This window comes from Limosilactobacillus reuteri (genome assembly GCF_020785355.1).
In the GTDB taxonomy this organism is placed as follows: Bacteria; Bacillota; Bacilli; order Lactobacillales; family Lactobacillaceae; genus Limosilactobacillus; species Limosilactobacillus reuteri_I.
This window is the reverse complement of sequence record NZ_JAJGVH010000023.1, coordinates 1-1,441: the sequence shown is the minus strand read 5'-3', so window position 1 is coordinate 1,441 and position 1,441 is coordinate 1. Positions and strand designations below refer to the sequence as shown.

At 53.4% G+C, this 1,441-nt stretch carries 1 rRNA gene; it reads left to right on the top strand.

The window, feature by feature from the left end:
* Positions 1–1,414 (top strand): 16S ribosomal RNA (locus LMB56_RS00160); the annotation flags it as partial.
* Positions 1,415–1,441: the final 27 nt, after the last annotated feature.

Below are 1,441 nucleotides of genomic sequence, written 5' to 3'. Positions count from 1 at the left end.
GGAGCGGGGGATAACATTTGGAAACAGATGCTAATACCGCATAACAACAAAAGCCACATGGCTTTTGTTTGAAAGATGGCTTTGGCTATCACTCTGGGATGGACCTGCGGTGCATTAGCTAGTTGGTAAGGTAACGGCTTACCAAGGCGATGATGCATAGCCGAGTTGAGAGACTGATCGGCCACAATGGAACTGAGACACGGTCCATACTCCTACGGGAGGCAGCAGTAGGGAATCTTCCACAATGGGCGCAAGCCTGATGGAGCAACACCGCGTGAGTGAAGAAGGGTTTCGGCTCGTAAAGCTCTGTTGTTGGAGAAGAACGTGCGTGAGAGTAACTGTTCACGCAGTGACGGTATCCAACCAGAAAGTCACGGCTAACTACGTGCCAGCAGCCGCGGTAATACGTAGGTGGCAAGCGTTATCCGGATTTATTGGGCGTAAAGCGAGCGCAGGCGGTTGCTTAGGTCTGATGTGAAAGCCTTCGGCTTAACCGAAGAAGTGCATCGGAAACCGGGCGACTTGAGTGCAGAAGAGGACAGTGGAACTCCATGTGTAGCGGTGGAATGCGTAGATATATGGAAGAACACCAGTGGCGAAGGCGGCTGTCTGGTCTGCAACTGACGCTGAGGCTCGAAAGCATGGGTAGCGAACAGGATTAGATACCCTGGTAGTCCATGCCGTAAACGATGAGTGCTAGGTGTTGGAGGGTTTCCGCCCTTCAGTGCCGGAGCTAACGCATTAAGCACTCCGCCTGGGGAGTACGACCGCAAGGTTGAAACTCAAAGGAATTGACGGGGGCCCGCACAAGCGGTGGAGCATGTGGTTTAATTCGAAGCTACGCGAAGAACCTTACCAGGTCTTGACATCTTGCGCTAACCTTAGAGATAAGGCGTTCCCTTCGGGGACGCAATGACAGGTGGTGCATGGTCGTCGTCAGCTCGTGTCGTGAGATGTTGGGTTAAGTCCCGCAACGAGCGCAACCCTTGTTACTAGTTGCCAGCATTAAGTTGGGCACTCTAGTGAGACTGCCGGTGACAAACCGGAGGAAGGTGGGGACGACGTCAGATCATCATGCCCCTTATGACCTGGGCTACACACGTGCTACAATGGACGGTACAACGAGTCGCAAACTCGCGAGAGTAAGCTAATCTCTTAAAGCCGTTCTCAGTTCGGACTGTAGGCTGCAACTCGCCTACACGAAGTCGGAATCGCTAGTAATCGCGGATCAGCATGCCGCGGTGAATACGTTCCCGGGCCTTGTACACACCGCCCGTCACACCATGGGAGTTTGTAACGCCCAAAGTCGGTGGCCTAACCTTTATGGAGGGAGCCGCCTAAGGCGGGACAGATGACTGGGGTGAAGTCGTAACAAGGTAGCCGTAGGAGAACCTGCGGCTGGATCACCTCCTTTCTAAGGAATAAAACGGAACCTACACAT